The 20,993-nt window shown below is 36.1% G+C and carries 17 protein-coding genes, 13 tRNA genes and 1 rRNA gene; 5 read left to right on the top strand and 26 right to left on the bottom strand.

Features of this window, described 5'->3' with window-relative positions; genetic code table 11:
* The first annotated feature begins 15 nt into the window (after nt 1–15).
* Nucleotides 16–1,335 (top strand): hemolysin family protein, encoded by a 1,320-nt coding sequence (locus KI375_RS21000; protein WP_212975366.1) that lies wholly within the window; start codon nt 16–18, stop codon nt 1,333–1,335.
* 572 nt (nt 1,336–1,907) lie between these two features.
* Here KI375_RS21000 and KI375_RS20990 read toward each other — a convergent pair.
* Together KI375_RS20990 and KI375_RS20985 are read right to left on the bottom strand one after the other, a co-directional pair.
* Complete coding sequence (locus KI375_RS20990; protein ID WP_212975364.1) at nt 1,908–2,711, bottom strand: hypothetical protein; 804 nt, start codon at nt 2,709–2,711, stop codon at nt 1,908–1,910.
* Nucleotides 2,712–3,804: 1,093 nt separating this feature from the next.
* Nucleotides 3,805–4,485 carry a hypothetical protein gene (locus KI375_RS20985; protein WP_212975363.1) on the bottom strand — a complete coding sequence of 227 codons (681 nt, stop codon included), beginning with the start codon at nt 4,483–4,485 and terminating at the stop codon, nt 3,805–3,807.
* A 780-nt stretch (nt 4,486–5,265) separates the two neighbouring features.
* Here KI375_RS20985 and KI375_RS20980 point away from each other — a divergent pair.
* Genes KI375_RS20980 through KI375_RS27540 form a run of 3 tightly spaced genes read left to right on the top strand, consistent with a single transcriptional unit; the run spans nt 5,266 to nt 6,954 of the window.
* Nucleotides 5,266–5,745: a MarR family transcriptional regulator gene (locus tag KI375_RS20980; protein WP_212975362.1), complete on the top strand. Its 480-nt coding sequence runs from the start codon at nt 5,266–5,268 to the stop codon at nt 5,743–5,745.
* Between the two features lie 10 nt (nt 5,746–5,755).
* Nucleotides 5,756–6,577, top strand: coding sequence for an alpha/beta fold hydrolase (locus KI375_RS20975; protein WP_212975361.1), 822 nt, complete (start codon nt 5,756–5,758; stop codon nt 6,575–6,577).
* Between the two features lie 17 nt (nt 6,578–6,594).
* The gene (locus KI375_RS27540) at nt 6,595–6,954 is read left to right on the top strand and encodes a DUF6220 domain-containing protein (protein WP_244852908.1); all 360 of its coding nucleotides are present in this window, start codon (nt 6,595–6,597) and stop codon (nt 6,952–6,954) included.
* 330 nt (nt 6,955–7,284) lie between these two features.
* Here the strand turns inward: KI375_RS27540 and erm are convergent, their stop codons facing one another.
* The 5 genes from erm to KI375_RS20955 form a co-directional block, all read right to left on the bottom strand.
* Nucleotides 7,285–8,118 (bottom strand): 23S ribosomal RNA methyltransferase Erm, encoded by an 834-nt coding sequence (gene erm / locus KI375_RS20970; protein WP_212975455.1) that lies wholly within the window; start codon nt 8,116–8,118, stop codon nt 7,285–7,287.
* Between the two features lie 542 nt (nt 8,119–8,660).
* Entirely contained in the window at nt 8,661–8,786 is a 126-nt protein-coding gene (locus KI375_RS27710; RefSeq protein ID WP_280528671.1) for a hypothetical protein, read from the bottom strand.
* A gap of 77 nt (nt 8,787–8,863) precedes the next feature.
* Nucleotides 8,864–9,259, bottom strand: coding sequence for a MerR family transcriptional regulator (locus KI375_RS20965; protein ID WP_212975360.1), 396 nt, complete (start codon nt 9,257–9,259; stop codon nt 8,864–8,866).
* A 103-nt stretch (nt 9,260–9,362) separates the two neighbouring features.
* The gene (locus tag KI375_RS20960) at nt 9,363–10,109 is read right to left on the bottom strand and encodes an SDR family oxidoreductase (RefSeq protein WP_212975359.1); all 747 of its coding nucleotides are present in this window, start codon (nt 10,107–10,109) and stop codon (nt 9,363–9,365) included.
* 131 nt (nt 10,110–10,240) lie between these two features.
* Nucleotides 10,241–11,440 (bottom strand): MFS transporter, encoded by a 1,200-nt coding sequence (locus KI375_RS20955; RefSeq protein ID WP_212975358.1) that lies wholly within the window; start codon nt 11,438–11,440, stop codon nt 10,241–10,243.
* 254 nt (nt 11,441–11,694) lie between these two features.
* Between KI375_RS20955 and KI375_RS20950 the strand changes: the two genes are divergently transcribed.
* Nucleotides 11,695–12,612 carry a LysR family transcriptional regulator gene (locus KI375_RS20950; RefSeq protein ID WP_212975357.1) on the top strand — a complete coding sequence of 306 codons (918 nt, stop codon included), beginning with the start codon at nt 11,695–11,697 and terminating at the stop codon, nt 12,610–12,612.
* Between the two features lie 550 nt (nt 12,613–13,162).
* Here the strand turns inward: KI375_RS20950 and KI375_RS20945 are convergent.
* From KI375_RS20945 to KI375_RS20855, 19 genes are all read right to left on the bottom strand, one after another.
* Nucleotides 13,163–14,188, bottom strand: a complete 1,026-nt coding sequence (locus KI375_RS20945) for an iron chelate uptake ABC transporter family permease subunit (RefSeq protein WP_212975454.1) — start codon at nt 14,186–14,188, stop codon at nt 13,163–13,165.
* 34 nt (nt 14,189–14,222) lie between these two features.
* Nucleotides 14,223–15,212 (bottom strand): iron chelate uptake ABC transporter family permease subunit, encoded by a 990-nt coding sequence (locus tag KI375_RS20940; protein ID WP_212975453.1) that lies wholly within the window; start codon nt 15,210–15,212, stop codon nt 14,223–14,225.
* 44 nt (nt 15,213–15,256) lie between these two features.
* Nucleotides 15,257–16,312, bottom strand: coding sequence for a siderophore ABC transporter substrate-binding protein (locus KI375_RS20935; protein WP_212975356.1), 1,056 nt, complete (start codon nt 16,310–16,312; stop codon nt 15,257–15,259).
* 750 nt (nt 16,313–17,062) lie between these two features.
* Nucleotides 17,063–17,842, bottom strand: a complete 780-nt coding sequence (locus KI375_RS20930; RefSeq protein ID WP_212975355.1) for an iron ABC transporter ATP-binding protein — start codon at nt 17,840–17,842, stop codon at nt 17,063–17,065.
* Nucleotides 17,843–19,386: 1,544 nt separating this feature from the next.
* Nucleotides 19,387–19,468 (bottom strand) — tRNA-Leu (locus tag KI375_RS20925).
* A gap of 8 nt (nt 19,469–19,476) precedes the next feature.
* Nucleotides 19,477–19,550 (bottom strand) — tRNA-Cys (locus tag KI375_RS20920).
* Between the two features lie 9 nt (nt 19,551–19,559).
* Nucleotides 19,560–19,634: transfer RNA gene (locus tag KI375_RS20915), tRNA-Gly, on the bottom strand.
* Nucleotides 19,635–19,640: 6 nt separating this feature from the next.
* A tRNA-Gln gene (locus KI375_RS20910) sits at nt 19,641–19,712 on the bottom strand.
* A gap of 7 nt (nt 19,713–19,719) precedes the next feature.
* Nucleotides 19,720–19,795: transfer RNA gene (locus KI375_RS20905), tRNA-His, on the bottom strand.
* Between the two features lie 13 nt (nt 19,796–19,808).
* Nucleotides 19,809–19,882: transfer RNA gene (locus tag KI375_RS20900), tRNA-Trp, on the bottom strand.
* 5 nt (nt 19,883–19,887) lie between these two features.
* A tRNA-Tyr gene (locus KI375_RS20895) sits at nt 19,888–19,972 on the bottom strand.
* A gap of 15 nt (nt 19,973–19,987) precedes the next feature.
* Nucleotides 19,988–20,063, bottom strand: a tRNA-Phe gene (locus KI375_RS20890).
* Nucleotides 20,064–20,219: 156 nt separating this feature from the next.
* Nucleotides 20,220–20,296: transfer RNA gene (locus tag KI375_RS20885), tRNA-Asp, on the bottom strand.
* Between the two features lie 4 nt (nt 20,297–20,300).
* Nucleotides 20,301–20,374 (bottom strand) — tRNA-Met (locus KI375_RS20880).
* A gap of 9 nt (nt 20,375–20,383) precedes the next feature.
* Nucleotides 20,384–20,455: transfer RNA gene (locus KI375_RS20875), tRNA-Glu, on the bottom strand.
* 14 nt (nt 20,456–20,469) lie between these two features.
* Nucleotides 20,470–20,561, bottom strand: a tRNA-Ser gene (locus KI375_RS20870).
* A gap of 5 nt (nt 20,562–20,566) precedes the next feature.
* Nucleotides 20,567–20,641 (bottom strand) — tRNA-Asn (locus KI375_RS20865).
* Between the two features lie 7 nt (nt 20,642–20,648).
* Nucleotides 20,649–20,764 (bottom strand): 5S ribosomal RNA (gene rrf / locus KI375_RS20860).
* Nucleotides 20,765–20,793: 29 nt separating this feature from the next.
* Nucleotides 20,794–20,993: hypothetical protein (locus tag KI375_RS20855; protein WP_212975354.1), on the bottom strand; the 200-nt coding region annotated here is incomplete at its 5' end.

The raw sequence follows: 20,993 nt of genomic DNA, 5'->3' as shown, positions 1-20,993 counted from the left end.
TTTTCAGGGGTAATATTGGATACAACTCTTATTATTAATCTATTTCTTGTAGTACTATTAATTGCACTTACTGCTTTTTTCGTAGGAGCAGAATTTGCAGTAGTAAAAGTAAGGATGTCAAGGATAGACCAATTGATTGCGGAGGGGAATAAAAAGGCAGTTACTGCAAAAAAACTTGTAGGCGACTTAGATTATTATTTATCTGCATGTCAATTAGGAATTACAGTTACTGCTTTAGGCCTTGGTTTTTTAGGTGAACCGACTGTTGAAAGGATTCTTCACCCTATTTTTGAGGAATTAGGTATGCCTACCGCTATGTCCACTGTTGTCTCCCTCATCTTAGCATTAGCAATCATGACTTATTTACATGTAGTGGTGGGAGAGCTAGCACCTAAAACATTAGCCATACAATTTGCGGAAAAATTAACATTGATATTGGCGATTCCACTATATTGGTTTGGAAAAATTATGTATCCTCTTATTTGGTCTTTAAATGGTTCCGCACGAATTTTACTTCGTATATTTGGTGTAAAACCAGCCAAGCATGAAGAAGCGCACACAGAAGATGAAATAAAAATCATTATGGCACATAGCTTGAAAAGCGGTGAAATTAATCAAACTGAATTCTCATACATGGAAAATATTTTTACATTTGATGAGCGGGTTGCAAAAGATATTATGATCCCTCGTACTCAAATAGTAGCTTTATCTCAAACAATGAGTGCAGAAGAAATATTAACTATTTTGGAACAGCATCAATTTACTCGCTATCCTGTAACAGATGATGGAAATAAAGATCATATACTTGGCTATGTAAACGTGAAAGAGATGCTGACTGACCATGCTGCGGGTCGTAAAAAACCACTAAAAGAAAGTCTGCAAAAAATGACGTATATTCATGAAATAACACCATTACGAGATGCACTTGTAAAAATGCAAAAGGAACGTGTTCATATTGCACTGGTCATTGATGAATATGGTGGAACAGCCGGTATCCTCACGATGGAAGATATATTAGAAGAAATTGTCGGAGAAATTCGTGATGAGTTTGATGCAGATGAAGTACCCGATATCCAACAAAAGAGTGAGAAGATTTACCATATAAAAGGGCGTGTTCTGCTTACTGAATTAGAAGACCGTTTCGGATTAACTTTCAAAGAAAGTAAAGATATTGATACCATTGGTGGATGGATCCAATTTAAGAACATGAATTTATCGATAAACGATAGCCTTGAACATATGGGGCACCTTTGGACAATCTTAGAGATGGACAATTACCAAATCCTAAAGATAGCATTGCATTTAAACGCGCCAAAAGAAGGAAAACAATATTGATCTCCTACACCATTCGTTTTTTCGGATGGTGTTTTTTAAATCATTTGTGATAGATCAATATTGAGCATTTTCTCTCTCTTACAAATAAAGTCATGTAAGTCTATGTTTTCTTTAAATCGGTAGCATACAGTTATAATAAAAAACACTTTAGTCCCATAAGTCAATATAAGCTTTATAGCTTCGTAAAACATCTATTCTCCTCCCTATATATAAATAACGTATAAGTCGACTAATTGTTTTGTCAGTGAAAGTGGAAACATGATATCCTTGTTCTCCCTGTGCCTATGCTAAAAGGAGCGAAACCTCATAAAAAATTTGATAAACTTGTCGAAACTGTGAAGGAAAATCCTTATCAAACCTTGCCACCATATGAAATATTGGTTGGTGTCCCCAACTATTCAAGACGATTAAATATTCAGCATAAACTAGTTTATAGCGTTGATGAAGAAAACAAGGCAGTACTATTTTGCCTGTGTGGTCACATTATGAAATAAAAACATACTAAGAATTAGTGGGTAAGGTCATTGACGAATAACTTTGCCCACTGATTCTCAGTATATTTATTCATGATATTAATCCGACTTTTTTGCAGAAACAACAGAAATACAAGCTATTGCTACCAATGCAATACCAATAATGAATAATGCCTTACCAAGTAGCCAAATGATCCATCGCATCGGAGCATAACCAAATTCTAAAATCATGCTAAGCCTCAGACCTGCTAGTTTAAAATCCATACCATCTGTAATGAAAATTAAAATTAAACCTAAAATAAAAATACCTAACCCTATATATATAGTTTTAGTAATCTTATTACTCTTTTCTTTGTCCTCTATCTTCTCTATTTCTGATCCGCCTGTAACTGCTTTGGGGTTTTTGATTGCTAATACTGGTAAAACGATGAGCAACATAGTAAATAATGCTCCTAGCGCCTGACCAAGTAACCCAATAAGTCCTGTCAGCATAATTTGCATATTAACAGAGCCATCCCACCAATAATGATCCCCCTCATAATTTTCTACTGCTACACGTAAAGAAGGAATCATCCAAGCTATAAGAAGTACCAATACATTTACTACAATAATAGGAAGTGAAATCGTAGCAGAAGCATTAAAAAATTTTCTAATAATATTAGGTGTATCCTGCCGTTCTTTTTGTCTTAAAATGGACACGAGATACCATGCTGATAAAAGTGCTGGTGTTATTAGTGGAACTGCACCAAGTAGCCTGTCACCATTTGCATCAAAGAAACTATCAATCGTTCCCCAAACACTTAAAGCAAGAATAAAAAAAACAATAATTAGATTTCTGCCTAAATATACTTTTTTGAACTCTTGAAGAACATAAGATGATACTGTTGTCTTTTGTGTATTCATATATCCCTCTCCATTTCTTAATGATTTTTGTCTGATGGCGATATAAAAGGGGGGAGAGGATCTAGAAGCTGAGGAAACAGTTTCTTTTGAAGTAACCAGGACAAAAAAGGATGTTTTAAAGGAAATCCTTTTTTCTTATCCTCGTCTATGCAACTCTAATATAAAGCAAAATCATTTTCTTATAGAAAGAATTACCTAAAAGAATTTTGAAGTAATTAGAATGTGTATCTATATATTTTAAGGTTTCCTCTAAAACTAAACTTAGTCCAGTGGTCTCCCCCTTTATTATTGTAGGAAGTACTCTTGGAAGTTTAGCAGTATTTCATCGAATTTTAACGTTAATTGATTGAGAAGATTAGACTACACGTCGATCGCTTGGATGTAATGTCAACAACTGACCTTCTTATGTTAAGATAGATGTCACATGTTAACGCATTTGCTTTTTCTTCTTTTATTTGTTTTCTCGCTCTTAAAAAATATCTGACTTTTTCAGTAATGAATCTCCTATAAAGGGCTTTCTAAACGAGTTAGTACACCCTCTTTTTTCTACTATGAATCTAATATGGGATCATAACCACATTTTTAAGGGTGTTTAAATATTTTTTATAATAGACTAGATGATTCAGCTCTGTCAATAATCTATTTAATTACTAATATCTTTTACTGATTCTCTCTTGATTATTTCCGCCGTATATTCTTTAACAATCCACAGATCTTCTCATCATTAATTTGACGTAGTAATACGTTCATTATATGTAGGACCAATATCCTTTTTTCGGGAATGAAATTGTAGTCAACGAGGGAATAATCAATACCAGAAAGTTCTGTACCATCAAAATCGGTTACGGAAAATCCCATGGGATTTTAAGAGTAATGAAATCAGCTCTTCACCCAAAAATTATGATACCAAGGATTATATCTGTAACAGACCGTATAAATTTGTTAAAAATGCAAAGACATTAGCTGCTTGTTTTTCAGAATGTATTACTCTCTGGGGCTCCCCTCTCAAGCTCTACATCAACCGATAATCAAAATGCGAAATTCAAGTTAACTTACAGCTAGCTTGTTTTTAAATCAGTTTTGATACAGGATATTAAAATTCGAATGAAATAGGATTGAGATCCTGTGTTAATACATTTTTCTTTGGTTTGACTGTTACCCTTCTACTACTCAGCTGAATGTTTCCGATTAAAGATGTCTCTAAAGTAGCAGGCAAATCTTCTCTCAAAATCTCATTATTTTCCAAATCATATACACATAACAGGGGTGAATAATATCCATTATCCAAAAGTCGAAGATATACCGTTGCTTTCGTTTTAGCGGCTTGTTTTTCCTTATAACGTACGAGCATTTCAGCTCCTTCAGTCATAACCTTCTCCACAGATTCATTTACAAGCTTTTTCGATGATTCATCAGTTGCAAAGAAGTTTAAAAGTATTTGTTTTACACCGTCAATTGCAAATGCCGTGCAATCGTTTTCTCCCAAATCATCATACAGTTTTTGACTAACACCGATATCATAATATCTATACCATGGATGGTAACGATCTATTTTCCTGTTCGCAGGTCTTATTAAACCTTCATTCAGACATGTTGAAAAATTGATATAAAGATGATCAAATTCACCTAATGAAAAGTCAGCTTCATTCAGCTTCATTGCAAGTCTACGAAGTATGATGTGAAATGTCTTATCTTGAAAACTACTTGGATGCGAGTTACCATCACTATTTTCTACTTCACTTTTAAAAGCTCTAAAGTCTTTGATTATTTTCAATTCTATATTCCCTCTCTTTTAATAGGCTCTTTGTTTATATCTACAATCTAACGTACGATCAACTTTTTTTCAATCCGAAATATCATACACTTAGCCCCGTATCACTGAAAGGAGAGAACCTTATGCTATCCTGCACATAAAAAAGAGCTAGAAGCCCTTACATATCAAAGTTTCCCAGCTCTACCATTACTATTTCCACGCTATAGCAGATAAAAAGCTCATAAACGTTTGTACCAAATTGGTACCAACAAAATTCAGCTTCTATATGGATATTGTAGGAAACCACACATCATATACATGGATTCAATGTATATAGATTAATGAAGTTTGACCATTTATAATGTACTGCTAATGAATGACTAACATTTTTTAAGTTTACTTCTAGAAAACCCGTGTGTTTTCGTCGCTCCCTGTAAATAATCAAGGTGTGGGCCGCCCCCAAATAATAGAAGCTATTGTGACCAAAATTAAACGTGCCCAATCTGCATAAGATGTAATTAATTCTCGAATACGATTATCAAATTCTTCAACAGCATTACTTGTCATACGTTCACGTGAGAATCCATTCCTAGAATGAATTGATTCTATGTAATCGTCAATGGTTTGTGTAAAAGGGATTGGTGCTGTCTTATGAGATCATTCAACCTTAAATAATTCTCTTGCTTTTAATTCATCGATATAAACAAACGACCTTTTTATAAAAATTTTTGTTGAATCAGGAAACATTTTATAGTATTATTGTTTACTAAGGAAACAATATATTTTAAAGGAGAGATACCATTGCATTCTGATAAAGATTTAAGCTTTATTTTTGATCGTGTTATAGAACGTCATACTATTATAAATAAAACGATTGAGATGAATTATCCATTTATGCAAGAAAATACGTATTCAGAAGTTCGTGTTATAGAATTAATTAAGCTTTCTAAAGAGCCAATGAATGTATCGAAATTAGCCGAAAAAATGAATTTGACACGAGGAGCAATCAGTAAAATAACAAAAAAACTAATACAAAATAATTGTATAGAGAAATATCAAATGAAGTCTAATAAAAAAGAAATTTATTACAGACTTGCTGCCAATGGATATGAAATTCATAAACAGCATATGAGTATGCATGAAAAAAGATTAGAAAGAGATATACATTATTTTGCTGATTTATCACCAGAAGAGAAAGAAATCTTAAAACCTATTTTAGAGAAAATTTACAGGCAGATTACTAGAAAATTAATGGAATTAGGTTTGGAAGATTATATTTAGGAGTGAAAATATGACAGAACCTGAAGTAACTCAAGGATTTGCTGAAAATAATGGAGTAAAGCTGTATTACGAGACAAGAGGCTATGGTGAACCATTAATATGTGTTTCTGGCGGTGGAGGTGATGCTGGCTTCTTTACTAAATTGGCAAATTATTTAATGGATTCATTCACAGTAATCACTTATGATCGACGTGGCTATTCAAGAAGTACAAGACCGCAAGCAAATAATTTTAACATTCAAGAGCACGTTGCCGACATTAAAGCCGTACTACATGCAAACGGCTATGAATGCGCTTACATTATAGGTAACAGTGCTGGGGCAATTATTGCTTTAGAAACAGCTGTACGTATGCCGGAAATTATCAAAAAAGTAATTATTCATGAACCTCCTATCGTAAATGTTTTACAAAATAAAAAAAAGCATCTTCGCTTTATGACAAAAACTTACAATATAGGGTTACGGTATGGCAGCAATCTAGCAAGTAACTGGTTTAATTTCTCATCACTACCCTTTAGTGTATTTAAACATATACCTAAAGATTTCCAGGAAAGGATGACTCAATATAAAAATAACGAGCAGTTGATTCTTGTAGAATTACTAGGAATTTGCCGATACGTACCTGATTATAAAAAAATCATTGACCATAATGTTGATATCTATTTGGCCTCAGGAAAAAGAACAATGAAAAAAAAGAAATACTATGGTGTTACTTCTCCAATCATAGCAAAAAATCTAAAATGTCCTTTTATTGTATTTCCAGGGCATCATTTGTCTTTTTTAGACCAAACCGAACTATGGGGCAACAAATTAAAGCAAACTTTACTTGATTAAAAGGAAGGATTGTTGTTATGAAAAATATCTATCAGAACCTGTACTTGGGATTAGCATGCTTAGCATTTCTTTGTATTCTGCTTCAAGTATATCTGGCAGGGATCGCTTTATTTCAGGATTATACGTATTGGAATATCCACAAATCTTTTTCTTTATTTAAATATATTTATCTAGCTCTGTTCATTGTGGGGCTAATAGGAAAAATACCCAAAAGTCTTACTTGGTACGCACTCATTTTATTTGCTGTTGCTAATGTACAATATTACACCGCTCATGGATTCCTAGCTTCTTTACATGTTATTCTGCCCTTTATCATTTTTAGCTTGAATTTCATCATAATTAAAAATACTTTAAAACTTGTAAAGAGTATTTCTTAATAAACTACCATTTCATAGAAAAAGATTATTGATGAAGAAGAAGTTTTTCATAAAAAGGAGATGAATCATTTAATAATTATGTCCCTGCATAGTTGGATGGTGCTTTTAAAATGATCGGGTGAAAACTTTTAGGAGCGATACATGCAAAAAAGAGATTCCAAGAATGATGTAAAAGGAGACTGGAAGGTTGCGAATCAAATAGGTATTGCTCTTTCTATAAATCAAAACCACCTGTGTTGAACTGGTGGTTTTGGTTTGAATCTTAGTTTCCCTTCTTAATTGTTGCGCTTATAAGCCAGGAAATCTTCGTTATTCACAATAAAAAACGGCTTATCTCTTCTTCCCTGCCATATATCCAGATGCATAGTGAACAATCGTATCAAAAACAATCGACCACTGTTCTTCTGTAAGATAACCAACTGGAAACTCATTGTTCACACCTAGATTCCTTCTTAGAACTTTTAATTGTTTATGGGTAAAAATAGTAGAAAGAACTATACCTATGGGCATTTCCGGCTGTTTCAGCAACGGCTTCACTACTCGCCTAAAGGTTGTGGCATATCGATAAGAAAGTAATGGTGTCTTTTTTCTCGTAATAATAACTAATGCTGAATCCACCTTTGGCGGCGGAGAGAAGTTTGTTTTAGCAATATACCTTGCTATCCTGATATCAAAATACATCCGCCACTGAAGCACATGGACATCTTTTATACGCTTAGAGGTAAAGCCTTTGGCCGCACCATTTGCCATTACAATCAAGGCACGTGACAATTTCTGCTGCGGCTGGTTTAGCAGCTTCTTCATAATCGGTGTAGTAATATCATAGGGAATATTGGATACTACCACAAATTCCTTTCTCGGTAAAACAAACTTCAAGATATCCTGATGAATTGGCTTTACTTGTTTCATATCCGCAAATCTTCTTTCCAATCCAGCAATAAATCTCTTGTCTATTTCAACCGCTAATACACAACGGCATCTATCAGCTAACACTTCTGTAATCGCACCCTTACCCGCGCCGATATCAATTACAGTTTCATCTTGTTGGATGGCCGCACGTTTCACAATGTCTTTAATAATGCCTTTATTGTGTAATAAATGCTGACCAAGAAAATTGGGGGGCTCGCCTCGACTTATATTTCCGTCTTTTCCCCCTTTGCTCATATTTCTATTAATCCACTTTTTTTTCTTACGATTTCTCATTTGCGTCATCTCCTTTTTTCTAGATCAAGACATAGCTTCAGCCCTGTATGTGATCAGAAAAAAGGATCTCTTATACGTAAATAAACTATATTAGAAAAACACGTATTCACTTTCAGAGTTTTTCTTATATTTTGTACGCTGACATTCTTTGTTGTTATAATCTATGTCTAACAATACGCACAAAAAAAGAGAAAGGCAGAAAATCCACCTTTCCCTGTTTACATATACCGAAGAGAGATATTAATTAAGAATGGATAGATTTATCCCATGAGACTCTGATCACTACAGAGCCATTGAACTATTCATTTACCAGTTCAAAGCACGGAATATATCAATCATTCAGTACAATCCCTCCTTAAGTTAATACTTGTATTATTACAAATAATTTTATATTTAACAACCTTTACTGTGATTTTTTAAAATTTCTCTAAAAGGATTAACACTTTTCACCCAAACTAAAGTAACGGTTTTAAATAAGAATCCCCTTTATCATGTATAAGATATCAGATCAATATTTTTGAAAAACTATTCGTCATTTCAAAGCTCTGTGGCTCATTAATCTTTCCATCTAATAGCATGGCTGATGATTCAATCATCATTAAACCAACAGCTTCCATTGCTCTTTTCACATAATGATGCTTTTGCCATACAGCTTCTTCATTTCATCTGCAATTGTAGTATTGAATAATGATTGCATTGAAAATAACTAACAAAGTTTTTGTTTATTTAAACTCGTGAGATCCATATTCTTCAGCTGTTTTAAATGGTTAATTTTAATGGCTACCATTTCCTCTGTTTTCTTTAGTTCTTGCTGTTGCTCCTGAATCTTTTTCTGATGTGCTTCTAAAATATCAATTCGTTCCGATAATACTTCCTTATCCCCTTTTGACAAGTTCATCATTTCTTTTAAGTCAGCAATCGAAACATTTGCATCACGTAAGCAGGAAATGACTTCAATCCATGATAAATCTTCATCTGTATAGATTCGATAACCATTTGTATCCCGTTTTACGTTAGGTAAAAGTTTCTCTTCTTCGTAGTAACGCAGAGTATGCGGAGCAAGTTTTGTCTTTGTAGCTGCCTGTTTTATTGTATAAGCCATCGCATTTTCTCCCTTTATTGAGTGTCCTAATCTTTGATTGTATCTTAGACCATCTATATCTAAGATACAATCATTTGTCACTTTCATTTAATAAATACAGGGGCTAGAAAGCTTTTTGAATCGTAGGCCTGACAATGATTTCATTGGTAGAAACTTCATCCGGTTCATTCACAGAATAAGCAATGGCTTTTGCGATACTTTCTGGCTGCAGCCACACCTTACTCACCATTCCTTTTACAGCATTCTTTGTTTCTTCATGAGTTATCCCATTTGTTATTTCTGATTGTACCACACCAGGAGAAATAATCGTGGTACGAATATTATTTTCACATTCTTCCTGTCTAAGCCCTTCTGTAATAGCTTTCACCGCAAATTTTGTTCCTGCATACACTGCTGCATTCTCCACAACAACATGTGCTAATGCTGAAGCAACATTAATAATCTGCCCCTTTTTATTCTCTCTCATAGTTGGAAGAACAGCAGATATGCCATACAGCACCCCTTTAATATTGATATCTATCATTTGATCCCATTCATCCACTTTTTGTGCATGTAATGGAGAAACTGGCATAATACCTGCATTGTTAATAAGAACATCAATCGTACCGAATTCGTCTAAAGCTAATTGCGCTAATTCCTGCACTTGTTTCCTTGAAGTAACATCCGTTACTTTATAAACAGCGGTTCCTCCTGCTTCTTCAATTGCTTGTTTTATACTACGCAGTCTTTCTTCACGTCTTGCGCCTAAAACTACCTTAGCACCATGCTTTGCTAATAATTTTGCTGTAATTTCCCCAATCCCGCTGCTGGTACCGGTTATGATAACTACTTTATCCTGTATATCTTCCATGAAGATTCATCCTCCTTTGGTGTTAGCTTATAATAAAAGCTATGAATCGGAGTATAAACCTTCAAGTGAACCTGAAGGCAAGAGATTTTTTGTAAAATGAATGAAATCTTAGAATGAATAGACAACTAAGTTTATATTTGATTCGTATTACTATTTAATGAAACGTGGTCTTTTATCGTTTTATTTAGATAAAGAGATCGTCTGATAAAAAGAAGTGCAACTACGACAAACAATCCTGCAATCCAGCTTAAGTTGACAATATCCATATACTGAATAATAATTCCCCCTATAGCGGAACCAAACATCATGCCCACATTCATTAAGGCGGTATTAAAACTTAGTACTGTTTCAGATGATTGCGGCTTTAAGGAAACTAAATAAAATTGCTTTGCCGGTGTTGTTGTCCAGGTTGCGACTCCCCAAATAGCTAAAGTAATAAATACACCTATCGTTGAGTATTGGGTGAATGCCAGTACAAATAAGGCAGCAATATGAATACATAAACTAATCGATATGGTTCGATTTGGCCCCCACTTGTCTACCGCATAACCTCCAAAACGTGATCCAATAAAAGCAAAGGTTCCTAAAACAAATAAGGCGATACTTGTCATCCTTATTGAGAAGCCAGCTGTATTACTTAACAATGGAGCGATGTACGCGAACACCATGGTGTACCCTAAAATCCAAAAAATCGTGGTTATTAATCCAGTAAGCACCCGCTTGTCTTTAATGATTTGCAGCTGCTGCTTAAACGGCAATGATGGGTTTCCTTCGATAGCCGGCATTAATTTATAAAGTCCCGCTAACAAAAGAACTGTGCCGAGTGCAATGATAAGAAAAATGTAATGCCAATCAACATATCCTGCTAAAAATGTTCCTATTGGCACGCCAAGAACTAAAGAAATTGTAAATCCGGTAAGAACGCTTGCCATGGCACTTCCCTTTCTTTCAGGAGCTGCAATTTGAGCCGCATAATTGGTAGCTACAACAATAAATAGTCCCCCATTCATTGCCTGGATAACTCTGGCTACCATAAGAACGGTAAAGTTATAGCTGAAAAATGCCAGCAGATTCCCTAGAATAACCGTAAAGATGGCATATAAAAGGACTTTTTTACGGTCAAATTTAGAAGTTAACATGACCAATACCAAGGCTCCAATGGCATAAGATAGAGAATAAACCGTAATCAACTGACCGGCTGTTGAAATAGAAACGTCTAAATCAGCAGAAATCAGTTCTAGTATTCCGGAAACAACAAATTCCCCTGTTCCTGTCACAAAAGCCCCGATAGCTAAAAGTATAATTGTAAATTGATTTTTCTTTTTTTTCATCGTGTATATCTCTCCCTTCTTTGAACAATGTTTTTATCGCAGTGTAACTGGCTACAAGACTCCCACGTCAAGAATAGAGAAAGGTCGAAATTTCTAAGTGGGAGATCAAACAGCCAGTAACTACCCGATTGGTTCAACTAACACTCAGTGGAAAATGAAAGAGAATTCCACTGAGTGAAGTTTCACTTTAGTGTAAGTCCTATGTTAATATAAGTAAAACTCGTTTTTTTAATAAGGGAGATGAGTAAAAACTCATGAGCATTGTTCGCTTTGAAATCATTGCAAAAGTAGTGGAGCTGGGGAGTTTTACAGCCACTGCAGAAAAACTGAATATGACGCAATCTGCAGTAAGCCACGCTGTAGCTAGTCTGGAATCTGAATTGGGCGCTTCTTTGTTAATCCGGGACCGTAAAAAAGGAATTTCTCTTACCGAAGTAGGACAAAAAGTTCTTCCTCATATTAGAGAAATATTGAATAGAATGGAAAGCATCCATCAAGAAATTGCATTAGCAACCAATTTAGAAACTGGAATGATTCGTGTCGGTACATTTGCAAGTGCTTCTTCCTGTTTGTTACCGAAACTGCTCGCCAAGTTTCAGAAAAAACATCCTAAAATAGAGTTTACGTTTTATGAAGGAACCTATGAGGAAATTATTGATTGGCTTAGTACGGGAATTATCGATATTGGGTTTGTTGTAAAAGGAAAATCCAATCCAGGTTTTGATTTGGTTCATTTGATAAAGGACAATATGGTGGTAGCTTATCATCCAGAACATCCATTTCACTCTAAAGAAACAGTGGATATGAATGATTTAATAAACCAGTCTTTTATTATGCCAACAGGGATGTATCAATCGCATGTAGAAGAACTGTTTGAAGAAGCACAAATCGAACCTTCTATCCGTTTTAAAGTGCATGATTGTACAACGATCGCTAACATGGTACAGGAAGGTCTTGGTGTTACGATTGGTCCAGAATTATTTCTAAAGACGCAGCAAAATATAAAGATTAGCAAGCTGAATATTAAAAATACACGTGAAGTGACACTTGCTTGCCAATCTATTGAGAATGCAACTCCTGCTGTAAAGGAATTCCTCCATGTAGCAAAAGATGTTTTTTATGAAAAAAAAGACAAAATCTCGACTACTCGCATAAACACTGAACACATCTAACCTTTTCAAGGTCTATTAAGTTAATTTACTACTTTAAAAAAAGCCTTGATACGACGAATTAGCCCTGAAAAGAGAAGAAACAAAGATACTCCCAACAAGGATTGAATATGAAACCATTAAAGTAGGAATTTAAAATAGGAGCAGTGCTAATGAATAAAATAAGTATTTAGGAATTGATATCTCACTTGGATTAATCTTACCTTCTCATAAGCGTTTGTATCAAAATAGAACCAAATAATTTAGCTTCTATGTGATCATAAATCGAGGTCAAACCGCTTCATCAATAGAAGCGATGATTGGATATTCAATGGGTATGTGGGGAATAATTGCAGTAATCACTGTTACTCTTCTAGCATCTATTGGTGTTTTAATAGGACGACGCATTCTACAAAAATATCAACCAGATCATGCAGGTTAGTATGTTGGGAAAAGTCTCATGCTCTCTTTCTCTAAGACAAACAGCAAAAAAATATCCTTGAATCTGTTGAAAGTAACCACACACGACTTTTAACAGATTTAAGGACATAAACGTATTGATAAACTTGAATTATCAAAGAGTTTTCCTCTTTAAGATAATAATTAAAAATGTTACTCCACCAACGATTTCAATAATAATTGAAACGACGCCCTGAGCGTTAAATACATGATTCATAATAAAATATGCACCAGTTAGTATCAAGAATCCGATAGCAAGAGCCATAGGAAAAATATATCTGTGATCATAAGTTTGTGCCAGCTGATAACTCAACGTTGCAACCAAAAAGCCAAAGAAAGTAAGCGGTCCAACTAAAGCAGTTGAGATGGACATCAAAATAGAAACTAATACAAGAACATAAATGATACTAAACTTATGATTCACTCCTAAAGAACTGGAAATCTCTTTTCCGAGTGACAATACATTTAATTTCTTAGAATAAGCAAAGAGAAGGAATGCCACAACGATTACGATTGGAATTGCAATAGGAAAATATTCTACATCCGCATTATTGACAGAACCAAACAGCTTCGCCTGCAGAATATCAAACTCAGAAGGTGCAAGCAGTTTTCTCATAAAAGTTGACAAAGATCTTAGCCCCGTTCCAATTATGATTCCAACCAAAAGCATCAGCTGTAAATTTCCATACTTTCCAGAAAGTAACCATCCATAAAGTATTAAACACATCGCGACCATAATAGCCACTTGAAATAAAAATGATCCAGTACCCATATAACCGATAAATGCGGTGGCACCAAAGAAAAACATGGTACTCGTATGAATCGTAGAATAAAGCGCTTCAAACCCTAAAAGCGAAGGAGTTATCACCCGATTATTCGTTACTGATTGGAAAGCAACGGTCGCCAAACTCTGACAAATTGCAGCAATAATCATGGAAACAATAGCTACCATTCTTCTTTTAACAACTGGGATAAAGGATGGGGAGTCTACTGGAACTGGATTGTTATAAACTAAAAGTCCATACGAAGAAAGAATACCCAAACAAATCAGCGTTATCAATAATATCCAATAACGCCTTTCCTCTTTCTTGGAACGAAAAGCTTTAGATGCTTTATCTTTATTAAGAAGGCTGGAATCCATTTTGACATTTTTTTCATTAGTATATTCCAATTTGTTATCCCAGCCTCCTTCTTCTTAACAAAATAACGATAAATACGACTGCCCCCACTGTTCCAAGTATCAAAGAAACAGGTACTTCAAATGGCATGATAATTATTCGGGATATAATATCAGAAATGGTTAAAGCAGCCATTCCGGACACACATACCCAAGGCAGATTACTCCTGAGATCATCGCCTCTAAACATAGAAACAATATTTGGGACAATTAAACCTAAAAACGGTAAGTTCCCGATAACAGCTGCAACAATTCCAACTGCAACAGCAATAAGAGCAGTACCAATAAGAACGATCTTATTATAACTCACTCCAAGGCTTGTTGTAATATCTTCACCTAATCCAGCTAAAGTCAATCTGTCCGCATAGATAAAAATAAGAATAGTAATGATAACAATCAGCCATAAATATTCATATCTTCCAACCTGAATCGATGCAAAAGAGCCGACAAACCAGGTTTCAACACTTTGCGACATTTGAAAAACGAGGCCGACAAATGTAGAAACTGCAGAAATAACCGCTCCAAGCATTATCCCGATAATCGGGACAATTAAAGACGATCGAAGCTTCACTCTTCTTAAAAACAAAAAGAAAACCATCGTTCCAATAAAGGAAAAAATGATTGCTCCAGTCATTCTTTGGAATAAAGTTGGCGCAGGAGATAATAAATAAACAATAATCAATCCCAAGCCAGCCCATTCAATCGTTCCTGTTGTGGTAGGTTCAACTAAACGATTCTGTGTAATAAGCTGCATGACGAGCCCGGACATCGCCATTGCGGCTCCAGTAAGCATTAGTGCAGCTGTCCTCGGAATACGAGTGATAAAAAACATATCCATTCCATCTTCTCGTCCACGTATATCGTAAACTCCTACAAGCATAGAAATAATACCTAGAATAATAACAATGAAAACTGCTATTATAAAAGGTTTTGTCCATATTTTTTGATGATTAGAATGCAGGGGCTGAGAACTCCCAGCCCCGAACATTTTTTGTATTGTATTTTTTAGCACTATAGTTATACTCCTCTATACTATTCACCTAGAGTATTTGCAAGATCTTCAAATAATTTAGTAAATGTTTGTATGGATTCATTTGTATAGGTATCTGCCGGTGCATAAACTATTTTTCCTTCAGTAACGGCAGTTGTGTTTTGAAGAGCAGGTGCATTATCAATTACATCCTGAGCAGGGGTTGCCTCCTCTTCAGATGATATAGCAGCATCACGGTCCATTACGAAAATCCAATCAGGATCAGTTTCTGCAATAGCTTCAACAGAAATATCATCACCTTGGTGGTCTGCAGAAGCCTTGTCAATTTCTAACGCCGGAGTCCAATCAAAGATATCATACAGCGGACCCCACACGCGGCCGGAATGAGGAGCAGCGAAGTTAATATCTCCACCTGATACTATAACACTCATAACCTTATCTGATCCATTATAAGCAGATTTAGCATCTTCAATCGCTTGATCAAAATCAGCTGTCAATTGTTCAGCCTCTTCTTTTTTATCAAAAATTTGTCCAAGAGAGTTTGTAACATCCTTAAATCCGTTTTCTAAGTTTTCTCCAGGTGTTTCAGCTTCCTCGGAAACATCAAAGTTAAGATCAATAACAGCTGCGTTTGGCACTAATTCTTTTATATCTTCGTAATAATTACCAAATCTTTGACCGACAATAACAAGGTCAGGGTCCACCGCTGCAATAACTTCAAGATTTGGTTCACGGTGATTTCCTATGTTTTCAATTGATTCATCAGTTGCATATGGTATATCTTCAGGTATTAAATCCCTTGGAGCAGCAGCTAATTCAATGCCCCAGTCAGATAACGTTTGAAAAGTTCTACTATCTAAAGAAACCACATTACTTGGATTTACAGGAACTTCAACCGTTCCATGGGCATCAGTAATTTCAACAGTTGCATTTTCAGCAGAATCCTCTGATCCTCCATCTGTTTCAGCAGATTCGTTGACTTGATCATCGGCGCCTTCATTTTTATCATCTGAATTTGAACAAGCTGCCATTGCCAATGCAAAGATTACGAATATTGCTATAATAAAAGTTGACTTAAAAAATTTTGTTTTTCTCATTCTCCTACCTCTTCCTTTATGTATTATTAATGTTTAGACTATTGAATTGATCAAATTAATATCTGCGTTATATTTTAGCGTGCGACTTAAATAAATAATGATTCCTATTTCACTATAGTGCATTGCTACAATAGAACTAATTGATAATGATAATCAATATCAATTAATCTGTTTATAGTATATCAAATTAAAAGGTGTTGTCAACTGTATTTTAAAAGCTTTCATTTTTCAGGCATATGTTTTAGACGGTAATTCCCAGTTCTAAAATTCTATTATTCCCGTTCCATTCTCAACTGTAGAGGAGATAATAAAATGATTCATGTGTGAATAGTTACTTTAGCAATGAAAGAAACCACTTATTCTTCTGAACAAATACAACATTTGGTTAAAAATTATGTTCGATGCATGAATAGACATGCGTACCCCCTATGAAAGAAGTACGCATGGTGACAGATTAATCGTCATCAGTTAGTCATCCCCTTCAAGTTAAGTTACCAGTGAGAAGATATTTTCCACAGAAGGTGTTCATGAACGAAAAGGAGCAAAGCCCCAGTTTAAAGACGTGGAGACTGGAGTGACGTAACTGAGATAAGGGAGTCACGCTCCCCTATAATGACTTATCGTAGGGCACTTCGCGAAGTCTTCTAGTCTTTGATGCATGGAGCAGGACAGTTATATCTCAAGTCCGAAAATTATTTCGTGAAAAGGTATACTTTCTTTCTTCATGAGAAGGCATTAGGTTTGGAACGATTAGCTGCTTTTATTGATATGTGAGTCAAAGTATACACAAAAACGACAACCGTTTTGCATATGAACCGGAATATGCATATCATAGATTTCGTTTAATGCTTCAGAATTAATAATTTCGTGTGTTGGACCATCTTTTATTAGACGTCCATCTCTTAAGGCTACAATCTGATCCGAATAAACCGAAGCAAAGTTAATATCATGCAATACAATCACGACTGTTTTATCCAGCTCATTGACAAGCTTGCGTAATATTTTCATGATTTGTACAGAATGCTTCATATCCAAATTATTCAATGGCTCATCCAGTAAAATATATTCTGTGTCTTGGGCAATAATCATAGAAATAAATGCACGTTGCTTTTGACCGCCAGACAGCTCATCTAAGTATTTATGTTGGATATCTGTTAAGTTCAAATATTCAATTGCTTGATCGACGATTCGATTATCCTCAGCATTTAAACGACCTTTAGAATAAGGATAACGACCAAATGATACCAATTGTCGAATCGTTAATTTCACAGTTAAAAAATTCGATTGTCTTAAAATGGCAATACGCTTAGCGAATTCATTAGATTTCATGTTCTTTACATTATTTTTGTCTAGTAATACATCTCCCGTGTCTGCATCAAGCAAACGACTTACCATGGAAAGTAGCGTTGATTTCCCTGCACCGTTTGGCCCAATAAACGATGTAATTTTATTAGGCTGAATTTGAACCGATATATCATTTACGATGGCTTTATTACCATACTTCTTTGTCAATCCTTTAATATCAATCATCTCGTAGGCCTACTTTCTTTAAGTATTAAATGAAAAATAGAAGTAAGTGAAAAAAGAATGAATAATGTACCAAGTATCAAATCTTCATTGCGTGTAAATTCTTTGCCAATCAAAATTTATTAAACTTCCTTATCTTAAAAATCCACTCAAACTATATACAGATAATAATTATTATCAAGTTCTAATTCCCCTAAAAAATAATGATATTCATTATCAATTAGTTAACAATACCTAGTATACCAAAATTTCAGCCGGCGTCAATGCCAGATTAATTGAAATATAGTGTTGATCAAGAAAACTGCCATTAACAGCAGCTTTTTTGATTATTCTGTTCAATTTTCCGTCAAAATTATTGATATTACAACTATTAAAAGGATATTTCCCTTTAATTTACAGGAGCATCTGATGAAGGTTTCCGTTTCATTTATTCTCATATCCATCATCTGTACAATTGGATGTTTTATTCTCATTTGGATTCAATGATTGCAAAACAGCATTTCCTGCTCTTCTTTCCACACTTTTTAGTAATTGAGTGAATGTTTCTTCCGGCTACGTTCCAGACACGGCATATTTTCAATTAAATAAAGAAAAGAACGCCTTCTAAAGCTGCTTTGCCAAAGCTATATCTTTAATTGACTTTATTGTGAAATTTACAGCTGCCTAATACGGTTTCAACCGTTTCTCTACCCAAACCTATATCTTCCTCTAATCAGACCAGTGTATTTTTAGCACTCAATAGTTCAGAATCTGTAAAATTAGCTTGAAAGAAACATTCTGCCAGCTTTTCTTTTTTTCATTCTCTGCAACTAACTTAGTAATTCGATGTGTATCAAATGTATTACTGTATTTCATCGTATCAAAGTGATAGGTTAAACCGACTTCTTTTGACTGATTCTCTCGCTGTTATTCATAGCGTATACTTATTCTAAGGTCATTCCCTACAGCTGCGAAAAGTTTTTCCTCGGTATATGCTGAGCAGTTGGTATCGTTGAAGGCTAATAAGACCTTATAAAAGTTATAGACGAAAGGATTCAGTCCATTGCAATTCTGCCTCTCGGCTACGGAAATGGAGGACTCGAGTGGTCTAAAATTAAAGCCCTGATCGAAGATACATTTGCAGACTTACCTATAATGGTACACATATATGAACTTGCTGGAAGTCCAAAACCTTCCGAGATGAAAGTTGGGACAAGGAAACCCAGAATGACAAAATCAAGGGCTCTATTATTGGCTTCATTGGATAATTATAAACTTCTTTAACATTGTCTCCATCACAATTTAAAGGATTAAAAACATCCAGCATGCTTTCTACATCCCTTAACTTTTTATGATGTTGTAATCTGATATTGCATTGTACCAAAAAACTTTAAATTTAGGAGGAAAATGGATTTGTAGCAAACTTGTACCGAAAAATTCAAAACCTATCGTTTTCTATCGTATTCTCAGAATCTTCTCTAGAATACAAAAAAGCTCATAAACGCTGTTACACCAACGTTTACGAGCAAGTCTGGTTACTTTTGTCTCGACCTATCGTAACCCTATAATACCGGTGGCCGGGGTCGAACCGGCACTCCGTGAGGAACACGATTTTGAGTCGTGCGCGTCTGCCAATTCCGCCACACCGGCATAGTTCATGGAGGCGGCAACCGGATTTGAACCGGTGATAAGGGTGTTGCAGACCCGTGCCTTACCACTTGGCTATGCCGCCAGAACCTTATGGAGCGGAAGACGGGATTCGAACCCGCGACCCCCACCTTGGCAAGGTGATGTTCTACCACTGAACTACTTCCGCAAAAAACTGGGCTAGCTGGATTCGAACCAACGAGTGACGGAGTCAAAGTCCGTTGCCTTACCGCTTGGCTATAGCCCAATGAAGATGGGGCGACTAGTGGGAATCGAACCCACGCGTGTCGGAGCCACAATCCGATGCGTTAACCACTTCGCCATAGCCGCCATAAATTAAAATTGGCAGGGGTAGTAGGAATCGAACCCACATCAAAGGTTTTGGAGACCTTCGTTTTACCATTAAACTATACCCCTAAAAATGGTGGTGGGGGACGGATTCGAACCGCCGAACCCGGAGGGAGCGGATTTACAGTCCGCCGCGTTTAGCCACTTCGCTACCCCACCATGAATTCTATTAAATGGTGGCTCAGGACGGAATCGAACCGCCGACACAAGGATTTTCAGTCCTTTGCTCTACCGACTGAGCTACTGAGCCTTAAATTATAGTTTACGCTAAGCTTCGAATTTCTTCGTCAGCGTACTCTTTCGCATCCTCACATACCTAAGTACGCTCTGATGCTCTCTCGTCCGCTTCCTTTACTTCTCACTTATCCTAAACCTTTCATTTAAAAATAATAAGTTTATGTAACAATGGCGGTCCGGACGGGACTCGAACCCGCGACCTCCTGCGTGACAGGCAGGCATTCTAACCAACTGAACTACCGGACCAATATTGCGGGGGCAGGATTTGAACCTGCGACCTTCGGGTTATGAGCCCGACGAGCTACCAGACTGCTCCACCCCGCGACGAAAAAGTGACCCCTACGGGATTCGAACCCGTGTTACCGCCGTGAAAGGGCGGTGTCTTAACCGCTTGACCAAGGGGCCAATATATTTTAGAATGGCGGAGAGCAAGGGATTTGAACCCTTGAGACAGCGTTAGCCGCCTACACGATTTCCAATCGTGCTCCTTCGGCCACTCGGACAGCTCTCCAACAATGGCTCCGCAGGTAGGATTCGAACCTACGACCGATCGGTTAACAGCCGATAGCTCTACCACTGAGCTACTGCGGAATAGTATGCCTGGCAACGTCCTGCTCTCACAGGGGGAAACCCCCTATTACCATCGGCGCTGAAGAGCTTAACTGCCGTGTTCGGGATGGGAACGGGTGTGACCTCTTCGCTATTGCCACCAGACTTCATTTGCATAGACTACGCTGCATCTTCTAGAAGAAGATTCCTTTACAATCGACATAATCTATTATAACCATTTTTATGTAAAAAGCAAGAGAAACTTTTGTTATTCTCTCAAAACCAGATAAAGAAGAAGATAAACGAGAAACACCATTATTAATCCAGCTCCAGTGCCCAGCGACTAGAAAACTTCTACGTTTCTTCCTACGATAAGTCAACATCAGTTCGCCCT

This window comes from Bacillus sp. J14TS2, from assembly GCF_018333015.1.
In the GTDB taxonomy this organism is placed as follows: Bacteria; Bacillota; Bacilli; order Bacillales; family Bacillaceae_C; genus Lederbergia.
This window is presented reverse-complemented; position numbering and strand designations above follow the sequence as displayed.

Excerpts from the sequence above, each read along its gene's own strand:
- KI375_RS20990 (WP_212975364.1), bottom strand. The coding sequence starts at position 2,711 with ATGAATACACAAAAGACAACAGTATCATCTTATGTTCTTCAAGAGTTC.
- KI375_RS20975 (WP_212975361.1), top strand. The coding sequence starts at position 5,756 with ATGACAGAACCTGAAGTAACTCAAGGATTTGCTGAAAATAATGGAGTA.
- KI375_RS27540 (WP_244852908.1), top strand. The coding sequence starts at position 6,595 with ATGAAAAATATCTATCAGAACCTGTACTTGGGATTAGCATGCTTAGCA.
- erm (WP_212975455.1), bottom strand. The coding sequence starts at position 8,118 with ATGAGCAAAGGGGGAAAAGACGGAAATATAAGTCGAGGCGAGCCCCCC.
- KI375_RS20965 (WP_212975360.1), bottom strand. The coding sequence starts at position 9,259 with ATGGCTTATACAATAAAACAGGCAGCTACAAAGACAAAACTTGCTCCG.
- KI375_RS20960 (WP_212975359.1), bottom strand. The coding sequence starts at position 10,109 with ATGGAAGATATACAGGATAAAGTAGTTATCATAACCGGTACCAGCAGC.
- KI375_RS20955 (WP_212975358.1), bottom strand. The coding sequence starts at position 11,440 with ATGAAAAAAAAGAAAAATCAATTTACAATTATACTTTTAGCTATCGGG.
- KI375_RS20950 (WP_212975357.1), top strand. The coding sequence starts at position 11,695 with ATGAGCATTGTTCGCTTTGAAATCATTGCAAAAGTAGTGGAGCTGGGG.
- KI375_RS20945 (WP_212975454.1), bottom strand. The coding sequence starts at position 14,188 with ATGGATTCCAGCCTTCTTAATAAAGATAAAGCATCTAAAGCTTTTCGT.
- KI375_RS20940 (WP_212975453.1), bottom strand. The coding sequence starts at position 15,212 with ATGTTCGGGGCTGGGAGTTCTCAGCCCCTGCATTCTAATCATCAAAAA.
- KI375_RS20935 (WP_212975356.1), bottom strand. The coding sequence starts at position 16,312 with ATGAGAAAAACAAAATTTTTTAAGTCAACTTTTATTATAGCAATATTC.
- KI375_RS20930 (WP_212975355.1), bottom strand. The coding sequence starts at position 17,842 with ATGATTGATATTAAAGGATTGACAAAGAAGTATGGTAATAAAGCCATC.